Raw genomic sequence first — 9152 nt, forward strand, 5'->3', positions numbered from 1 at the left:
GCCTTTCCGCAGCCGGCTCATGTAAAACGCGACGCTCAATGCTTCTGCGATGTCACTGCGCAAGATAGACGTAAGCGACATAGAGGATAAGCAGACCCACGCCCATCACGCGCCCAACAACCGGCCGTGTCAGGAGAAGCGCCGCAAAGAGCACAGACAACGCGATCATCACTGGCAGGTCGAATGTTAGGAAACGCGCCTCGACCGGAATTGGCGAAATCAACGCCGTGACACCAAGGATGCCCAGCACGTTAAAGATGTTGGACCCGACAATGTTACCGATGGCGATTTCGGACTGCTTGCGAAACGCCGCAATGACCGAGGTCGCCAGTTCCGGCAGCGATGTGCCCACGGCCACGATGGTCAGGCCGATAAACGCCTCAGACAGACCAAAATCGCGCGCGATGTTCGTGGCCCCGGCCACAAGGAAACGCGCGCCGAAAATCAGCACGACCAAGCCGCCGACCACCCACAGAACAGACACCGAGATCGACTTTGGCATCGCACCGTCCACATCCTCGTCCGCCGCATCGCCCGGTTGCAGATAGGCCCAAACCAGATACCCAATCAGCCCCGCAAGAAGAATAAACCCGGTCAGCCGCCCCATCTGCCCGGTCATAAAGATCGGGACCAGCACCGCGGCGGCAGCGATCATCACAGCGGTATCGCGCTTCAGCGTGGCCCCCGAAACACGGATCGGCCAAACAAGGCAGGTCAGCCCACCGATCAGGAGGATGTTGGCGATGTTTGATCCGACGATATTGCCGATGGCGATGGCCGGCACATCAGCCAAGGCCGCCTGCACCGACACTAGCAGCTCTGGCGTTGATGTGCCAAAGCCGACGACCGTCAGGCCGATCAGCAGGGACGACATGCCCAGCCGCTTCGCAATCCCAACGCAGCCGCGAACCAAAGCTTCGCCGCCGAAAAAGAGGCCGATCAATCCGACTATGATGAAGATGTAATCCAAGACGATGTCGCTTTCCTAAGATCCGCCAGCGTGATCCCTGAGCGTTAGGCATTATGGAACATACTCCATCGGTTTCATCGCAGGCTTTAGGAGATAATAATACTCAAAGGGCGCAGGTAATGAAGCCCTGCACCCCTTGTATGACATCGCAATCTACTTAGGCAGATCTTAAGTTCTGACTCAATGGGCCTGCTAATAGGACATTCTCTAGAAAATAGTCCTACCGGGGCGCGCCAATTGGCTGGATATAGGTCACGATCGAGTTTGAGGGCAGTTCCAACGCCTCTGCGATGGCCTGCCGGTTGGCTGCGCCACCAATCAGGCAGGTGCCCAGGGCTTCGGCAACGCAGGCCAGATAGACATTTTGCGCTGCGACTGCTGCATTGACATGCGCACCCACAGCCAGAGCCTGATCGTCAGCACCTTCTGCGGCTGCGCGCAACTTTTCGCCGTCCGAGACGTAAATCAGCAGGGCGGGTGCACGCGATACAAAGGCGCTGTCCGAGGAAATCGCCCGGATATCCGTATCGCTTACCTTGTCCAGGGTGTTCGTCTCATGGGCATGTCTGAACAGCCCCTCGGCGGTCGCGAGGTAGATCACTGTATCATGCCCCGACCGCCAGGAAGGCGCGGTCTGGCCGCCGCTGTCCGGTCGGTTCACGCCGTTTGCTGCCCAAAGCAGCCGCAACAGGGCATCCTGCGCCACAGGGTCCGAGCCGAAACGTCGCACGGATTGGCGGCCCTCAAGCGCTGCTTGAAGTGTCACATCCCCGATGGCGGCGGATGCTGGAACGACGGTGGCGGCCAGCGCCATTGGGGCTGCGGCGGATGTCGCCAGAAAGCGACGGCGGTTCAGGTCATTCATGGCTTTCTCTCCTCTTTGAAACTGTTCAGCGCCACTGCAGTGACAGCGCACGCAGCACATCGGTACGGCTGACCTGTCCGAGTAGCCTGCCTTCTTCGACCACCGGGAAGCGGCGGAAGGCGGACTTGACGAACCGCTCCGCGGCAGAAACGAGATCCAGATTTGCGTCAAAGACCTCAAGTTCAGTCGACATCAGATCGGCAACCGTGCCGCCCCATTCTTTGTAATAGGCGGCGGAAAGCGCAGCTTTCAGACCATCGCGCTTTGAGAGTACCCCCACGAGATTGCCTTCGTCGTCCAGGACGCATGCGCCGGAAACTCCGGCATCGAGCAGGGTCGTGATGGCACGGATGATCTCAGTCTCCGGGCTCAGGGTGACCAGGTCGGTCACCATGTAATCCCTGACGCGGGCGATCGTGTCACTCATGCTTGTCCCCCTTTCTTTTTCGGGCAGGCGTGACAGGCGTTCTGACAGGCAAGCCCGCCGCACGATCCCCTGATCGGCGTACGCCGGAACATGACGCCCAAGCTCAGCCCCAACATGGCAAGAGCAAAGATCAGCAATGTGAACACCAGTGTCTGCATCGCCGGCTCCTATCATATCAGACGTGCGGCGAATGCCGCGTTATGGCGTGCGCGTAACCCATTGCCGTCGCGGATCAGGAAAAGCGCCCCAAGGTTCTGGGCCTCTGCAAAGGCGATCCCTTGGTTTTCGCCCATCACCATCAGCGCGGTCGCCATCGCATCGGCGCGCATCGCATCGGGGGCAATGACGGAAACCGAGGCGATGCCGTTCGACACCGGTTGCCCGGTTGCAGGGTCAATCACATGCGACCAGCGCCGCTCGCCATGATCGAACCCGTTGATGGCATCGCCCGAGGTCGCCACGGCATTTGAGGACAGGCGGATGCGGCTATGCACACTGCCCGTCAGCGGATTGAGGATACCAACGGGCCAATTGCCATAGGCACGGATTTCGCCGCCGATTTCGACGATGAAATCATCTGTTTCCTGCGCCAGTATGTCCGTCAGTTTGTCCACTGCAAAGCCTTTAGCGATGCCGCAAAGATCAAGCGTTACCGGCGCGTCGGCTGTCAGCTGGCCCCCCTCGCAGCGGATGGCCTGCCACGCGCCTGCGCGGAATGTGCCCCGGATTGGGCCAAAGCCATAGCGATGCACGGCGGGACCCACGCTGGGGTCGCAGGCTCCGCCGCTCGTAGCAGCCACCGCTAGTGCGGCCCGCGTCACATGTTCGAAATCCACAGAAACCGAAATCGTCCGTAATCCGGTATTGAAGCGTGACAGGACGCTATCCGGGAGAAAGGGGCTCATCTCGGTATCTATGGCGGTAAGAGCGGTGCGAATGCGGTCGGTAATGGCAACCGGATCGCGTAGCACTGCAGAAATGACGGTCCAGGTGGTGCCGAATGCACGCCCCGAAAGACGGGTTCGGCTGCCTGCGAATGCCGGCAGCGGCAGGCCAGCAAGGGCGATCCCGAACAATACGCTGCGGCGGGTCGGTCGCATCGGCTCAGATCCCGAAATCGTCATTGTGAATGTCCTCCGGTTCGACACCGCAATCGTCCAGCACGGCTCGCACCGCTTGGATCATCAGGGGCGGGCCGCAAAGATAGTATTCGCAATCCTCGGGGGCAGAGTGATCCTTCAGATAACTGACATAGGCCACGTCATGCACGAACCCGGTGGCGCCTTGCCAGTCGTCACCTCTTGCGGGTTGCGACAGTGCGGGCGTCCAGCGGAAATTCGGATGTTGCCGGGCGAGTTCTTCGAACTCATCGGCATAGAACAGCTCTGCCTTTGAGCGAGCCCCATACCAGAAGCTGATCTGACGCCCGGTCCCGGCGCTAAGCTGTTCATGGATCATCGCCCGCAATGGTGCCATGCCGACGCCGCCGCCGATAAAGACCATCTCTTTTTCCGTGTCTTGCACGCGGAATTCGCCGTAGGGACCAGCGATTTCGACCACATCCCCCGGCTTCAAACCGAACAGCCATGACGAAACAATCCCGGGCGGCACATCTGGATTTCCGGGTGGCGGCGTTGCCAGCCGGATGTTCAGTACGACCAAACCCTCGTCCTGCGGACGTGAGGCGACCGAATAGGCGCGCGAGACCGGCGCTGCGGACTGTGCCACAAGATCAAGGATGCCCAGCCGTTCCCATTCCTCACGGAACGCTGCGGGCTGGTTGATATCGGAATAGGCGCGACGATAGGTAGGGGCGGTCACCTGAACGAAGTTTCCCGCTTGGAAATCGAATGAGGCACCTTCGGGTAGAGCCAGGGCGATTTCGCGGATCAGGGGCGTCAGACTGGTAATGCTAGTTACGCGGCAGATATGGCTGACCGAACCCAGCACGTCCTCGGGTACGTTTACGGCCATATCTCCGCGCACCGTAACCTGACAAGCCAGCCGCACGCCTGCTCGCAGATCTGCAGGGGAAAGCCGCGCAGTCTCGGTCGCCAGCGGCCCCTGCGTGCCGGTGACGCCCGAGACCCGGCATAGGCCACAGGTGCCCTGTCCGGCACAGCCAGATGGGACAGGCACGCCGGCCCCGTTCAGCAGGTCTAGCAGTTTCTCGTTACTTTGCCCGTCGATCCGGCGCTGGCCGTTCAGGGTGAGCACCACTGGGCGTGAGGGCAGCAGCTGGGCGCGGGCTTTCTGTAAGGCCCAGGCCAGCAGGATGGTCAGCCCGGTCAGAAATATCAGGGCGAACAGGATCTCGGTCATGGCAGACTGACCCCCACGAATGCGGAAAAGCCCATCGACATGATCCCGGCGACTATGAAGGCGGCGCCAAGCCCTTCGAGCCCACGCGGCATATCAGCATAGCGCAGCCGCTCGCGAATGGCGGCAAATGCGGTGATCGCAAGCGCCCAACCAATGCCGGTGCCGATACCGTACACCGTGCTTTGCGCCAGATCGTAGTCACGCTCGACCATGAAAAGACTACCGCCAATGATCGCGCAGTTGATGGCCAGCAGCGGTAGATAGATCCCCATGGCGGCATGCAGCGCGGGCGCATAACGGTCCAGAACCATTTCCAGCACCTGTACCATAGCGGCGACGATGCCTAGAAAGGTAATCAGTCGCAGGAAGTTCAGATCGAGATCGCCAAATCCGACCCATGCCAGCGCGCCGGGTGCCAGTACCCACGCGTAAAGCAGGTGATTGAGAGGCACCGACAGACCCTGCACCACGATCAGCGAGATGCCGACGCCAAAGGCAGTCTTCACCTGCCGTGACACCGCAAGAAAGGTGCACATGCCTAGGAAGAACGACAGTGCGAGGTTTTCCTCAAAAATGGAACGCTGGAAGAGGTCGATCATGACGATGCCTCCGATCCGGTATCGCGTGGGGCGAAATCAGGTTTTTCGGCCAGTCGCCCGCGCCAGCTGCGCAGGGCCCAGACCAGGAGGCCAAGTATGATGAACGCCGAAGGGGCCAGCAGCATTAGTCGCAGCGGCACGAACCAGCCGCCCTGCGCCTGAGTGATCAGGATCTGTATGCCGAACAGGCTGCCTGCGCCGAACAGCTCGCGGATGAAGGCCACGCTCATCAGCACGAGCGAATAACCAAGCCCATTGCCAAGCGCGTCGATCATCGAGGGCAACGGCGGGTTATGCATAGCATAGGCCTCTGTCCGACCCAGAACTATGCAGTTGGTCGCGATCAGCGACACGAAAACCGTCAGCCGCTGGCTCATGTCATGGGCGAATCCCTGCAGCAGCAGATCGGCCAATATCACCAGTGTTGCGATGATCGTCAGTTGCACGATGATCCGGATCTGGTTCGGAATATGGCTGCGCAGGGCCGAGATGAGGCCCGCCGCCAGAGTCACCACCACGGTCAACGCGACCGACATGGTCAGCGCCGTCGCCATCGAGGTCGTCACCGCCAGCGCCGAGCAGATGCCGAGGATATGGACGGCGACCGGATTCTTGTCGATCAGCGGATCGGTCAGTTGCTTCACAGCCCGGCCTCCCCTTTGCGCAGATTGTCCATGAAGGGACCGAAACCATCGGGGCCCAGCCAGAAATGCACCATGTCGATGGTGCCGTAGCTGGTGACGGAGGCCCCCGAGATCATTTCGACCTCAAAATCCCCGGATGCACCTGAAACTGTGTCGATCAGGATCACGTCCCCCTCGAAAATGCGACGCCCGGTCCAGCCGTTGCGAAACTCGGCCTCGGTCACGCGCGATCCCAAGCCCGGGGTCTCGCCCTGTTCATAGACCGTGAAAGCGGCGACGGTGTTCAGGTCGCCCTCCAGCGCCAGATAGGCGCGGATGGTGGATTGATAGCCCGCACCGCGCACCGGCAGAACCAGAAGCCGGATTTCGTCCCCCTCGCGCACCAGCCAGATTAGCGATTCATTCTCGCGCCGGCTGATCGCGGCAAGATCGGCCGCCGGAGGCAGCGCGGTGCTGCGATCAGGATCTGCTGCCGCTGCGGTTTGGTCGAAATCGGTGGGGTCTGTCTGCGAAATCCGACCCGTTGCCAGATCGACGATCAGGGTTTCGATCCCGCCACCATCGAGCAGATCGGAGATACCTGGTACGCTTTCCAGCATTGCCGCCATCTGACCGGCGCGCGCAGCGAGGCGGTTTTCTTCGATCAGCGGGCGCAAGGTGACGGCGGTCCCGGCAACGATCAAGGCACAGATGGCGGCGACCAGCGCCGCCATGCCGATGGATTTCACCGGATCGCTGTTGGGACGGGCCAGGAAGCGTTGGAAAGCCTTAGCCATTGCGCAGCCTCCGAGCACGGTGATGCATCCATGCGGAATGGATTACGATTGCGATATGGTCCAGCAGCGGCGCAAATATCTGCGCCAGCAATGTGGCAAAAACCACTGCGCCAAAGACAGGACCGGAGGCCGCGAACAAGGCGGTCAACCCACCAGCCAGCACTCCATATGCCAGGCGGCCAAGGGATGTCGCACCCGATACAGCCGGATCGGCGGTCAGGAAAAGCAGCGCCAGCAGCAACGTGCCCGTGATCAACATGGTCATCTGCTCCGGCGCGATCAGCGCGCTGACTCCGGCAAGCCCGGCTGCGAGACCGGCCAAAACTGTGAGGCGCGCCTGTCCTGTGATCACCAGCAAAGCCAGGGCAGGCAGGATGGCGATCAGCGGCAGATCCGGGCCTTGACGCCAGGGCTGATCGGCAAAGGAAAAGGCCATGAAGGCGAATGTCAGCGCCACTGGCTGCACGAAGTTGCGGCCTCTCCCGCCAAAGATCGCCTCACCCAGCACCATGCCGAAACTGACGCCCAAGGCCAATTGCCAGAAGGGTACGCCCATGGGCGCAAACAGGGCGACCAGCAGGGCTGCGACAGCACCGTGCAACCCCATCCCTTGGCGTCTGACCTGCGCGAACAGAGCCTGCCAGCCAAAGATCAGTACCGCGCAGAACAGCAGCCGCGATGCGACCCAATGGTCCTGCGACCATAGCCAGGCAAAAGGCGGCAGCAAGGCGAGGATAGCCGCAAGATCATCCCTCAGCAGTCCCGGCCTCATATCGTAGCCTCCAACTCATCAAGGGTCTGGCGCAGCAGAACGCGGTAATCGGGGTGCCCTCGCAGGCGGGCATTCAATGCCATGAGGTCCTCCTCGATCAGGCCAAGAACACCCAGATCTCGCGCCGCTGTGAGATCTCCCGAGGCGAGTGCGCGTAAGAGCGGAACCGCGAGTATCCCCGGGGGCATCGTAACCTCGTCCCATGGGTTTGGGATGAGGGCGGCTATGCGCGGCGCCGTCAGCCGCATGAACCAGCCCTTTCGGTGATCGGCCCTTTCGTGCGGGACGGCTGAGATCTGACGGATGCCTGGCCGCAGAAAGGTGGCCGGGCTGCCATTTTCTCCGCCCGCCAGCAGGCGCAGGGTTGTATCCTTCAGCCTTCCAGCGGCAAGATCATGCAGGCGCGCACCGATCGGGGCGGTAATCAGGCCGGGACGGGCCATTGCGGACCCGGTAAGCGCGACGATGCGGCGCGGCCAGATCGTGCCGGTCTTCAGTAGATGGCCAAGCGCCGCGACCTCTTGCCAGTGGATCTGCCAGACCATCCCACCATGGGCGACCGGATGCAGGGTATGGATATGCGCCGAGGCCAGACCTCCGCGGAATGGGTGGGTGCGGATGCCTAAGACTTCTGGCAGGGCTAGATCGGGGGGATGGCAGAGGTTGACCGGCCCATCTGAAAGCATCGTCAAAGCACTCAGCCCGCGCGTGAACCAATCCATGAGATCAGGCAGGATCGCCGCAGGATCAGGCATGCCCGGAGCGCCCTCGGTCAACGTGACGAACAGGGCCTCGGGCTGTGTCGATGGATCGGGGATCCGCCCGAAAGGGCGCGTTCGCAACGCGGTCCAGAGCCCCGAGGCGATCATGAGATCAATCAGCTGCGCGCGATCCGCGACATCTGTCGTGAACTGCCGCACGGCATCGCCCTCGGGAAGGATTTCCAGCTCAGAAAGGCTGCGACGAGCGCCAAGTTCAAGCTTTGATACCCGCCCGGCTGCAGGGGCGATTGCGGTGATCCATGACCGCTTGCGATCACGAAAGAGGATATCGCCCGCGGCAACTTTCTGGTTCGCTTTGACCATCAGCGCGGGCCTTAGCTGTTGCAGATCGGATCCCGTGATACCGAGAGGACTATCCGAAGATACGTTTTCGACCAGACCGCCAGTCAGTCTCGGGCACCAAGCCCCTATCATGGGGATCATTCAGTCTCCGATCCGTGTGCGTCGGGCAGCGGATTCTCCGCCAATCTCAGACTATACTCCATGATATGTTCCAGCTTTGATTCAGGTCAAGTTTGCTAAGTCGACGTTTTTTGGCCTCCTGACAGAATTCTGATTGATGAAATCATTACCTAATCAACGGGTCCTAACCATAGGCCGCCGATCGCAGCGATAGTTCGCAGTGAACACGACAAGGAGACTTTTGGCGCAACGGTCGCGGACAGATCAGGAGAAGCAGATGTGCACCACGAACAATCGAGCTCGCGGCGTTGACTTGGCCTTACCGCGAACACCATGCGGGCTCGTAGCATCTGATAGCCACGCATCGCTCATTTGCTTTTCCGCAGGCTTCAGAGCTCCATGCGAACTCTCTTTCCCCCCGAAAGGAAGGAAAATCTAATGCTCTCGCCAGAATTCTGCAGGTGTTCGGGTCATCCCAACCTTCTGTATTCGGCCCGGCCCGCTTCGCAGCGGGCCAAGGGGTGTCAGGCCCGCACGACCAAGACGGGGATTGCGGAACGGGTCACAACCTCGGTTGCCTGACTGCCAAGCCT

11 protein-coding genes are annotated in these 9152 nt (G+C 60.9%); all 11 read right to left on the minus strand.

Annotated elements, in window-relative coordinates:
• Positions 1–52: 52 nt before the first annotated feature.
• Positions 53–970, minus strand: a complete 918-nt coding sequence (locus DRF71_RS25990; RefSeq protein WP_112313376.1) for a calcium/sodium antiporter — start codon at positions 968–970, stop codon at positions 53–55.
• A 220-nt stretch (positions 971–1190) separates the two neighbouring features.
• The gene (locus tag DRF71_RS25995) at positions 1191–1835 is read right to left on the minus strand and encodes a nitroreductase family protein (RefSeq protein ID WP_157971290.1); all 645 of its coding nucleotides are present in this window, start codon (positions 1833–1835) and stop codon (positions 1191–1193) included.
• A gap of 25 nt (positions 1836–1860) precedes the next feature.
• Positions 1861–2262, minus strand: a complete 402-nt coding sequence (locus tag DRF71_RS26000) for a CBS domain-containing protein (protein ID WP_020952717.1) — start codon at positions 2260–2262, stop codon at positions 1861–1863.
• Positions 2259–2420 carry a (Na+)-NQR maturation NqrM gene (gene nqrM, locus DRF71_RS26005; RefSeq protein WP_112313378.1) on the minus strand — a complete coding sequence of 54 codons (162 nt, stop codon included), beginning with the start codon at positions 2418–2420 and terminating at the stop codon, positions 2259–2261. Before nqrM ends, DRF71_RS26000 begins: the two co-directional genes overlap by 4 nt.
• 12 nt (positions 2421–2432) lie before the next feature.
• The gene (locus DRF71_RS26010; protein WP_112313379.1) at positions 2433–3386 is read right to left on the minus strand and encodes an FAD:protein FMN transferase; all 954 of its coding nucleotides are present in this window, start codon (positions 3384–3386) and stop codon (positions 2433–2435) included.
• Positions 3367–4584, minus strand: a complete 1218-nt coding sequence (nqrF, locus tag DRF71_RS26015; RefSeq protein ID WP_112313380.1) for an NADH:ubiquinone reductase (Na(+)-transporting) subunit F — start codon at positions 4582–4584, stop codon at positions 3367–3369. The genes DRF71_RS26010 and nqrF overlap by 20 nt, the downstream gene beginning before the upstream one ends.
• On the minus strand, positions 4581–5183 hold the full coding sequence (gene nqrE, locus DRF71_RS26020) for an NADH:ubiquinone reductase (Na(+)-transporting) subunit E (RefSeq protein WP_112313381.1): 603 nt from the start codon (positions 5181–5183) through the stop codon (positions 4581–4583). Before nqrE ends, nqrF begins: the two co-directional genes overlap by 4 nt.
• Entirely contained in the window at positions 5180–5827 is a 648-nt protein-coding gene (locus DRF71_RS26025) for an NADH:ubiquinone reductase (Na(+)-transporting) subunit D (protein ID WP_112313382.1), read from the minus strand. Before DRF71_RS26025 ends, nqrE begins: the two co-directional genes overlap by 4 nt.
• The gene (locus DRF71_RS26030; protein WP_112313383.1) at positions 5824–6603 is read right to left on the minus strand and encodes an FMN-binding protein; all 780 of its coding nucleotides are present in this window, start codon (positions 6601–6603) and stop codon (positions 5824–5826) included. Before DRF71_RS26030 ends, DRF71_RS26025 begins: the two co-directional genes overlap by 4 nt.
• The gene (locus DRF71_RS26035; RefSeq protein ID WP_112313384.1) at positions 6596–7375 is read right to left on the minus strand and encodes an RnfABCDGE type electron transport complex subunit D; all 780 of its coding nucleotides are present in this window, start codon (positions 7373–7375) and stop codon (positions 6596–6598) included. Before DRF71_RS26035 ends, DRF71_RS26030 begins: the two co-directional genes overlap by 8 nt.
• Positions 7372–8580 (minus strand): hypothetical protein, encoded by a 1209-nt coding sequence (locus DRF71_RS26040; RefSeq protein ID WP_112313385.1) that lies wholly within the window; start codon positions 8578–8580, stop codon positions 7372–7374. Before DRF71_RS26040 ends, DRF71_RS26035 begins: the two co-directional genes overlap by 4 nt.
• Positions 8581–9152 lie beyond the last annotated feature (572 nt).

Source organism: Pseudogemmobacter bohemicus (genome assembly GCF_003290025.1).
In the GTDB taxonomy this organism is placed as follows: Bacteria; Pseudomonadota; Alphaproteobacteria; order Rhodobacterales; family Rhodobacteraceae; genus Pseudogemmobacter; species Pseudogemmobacter bohemicus.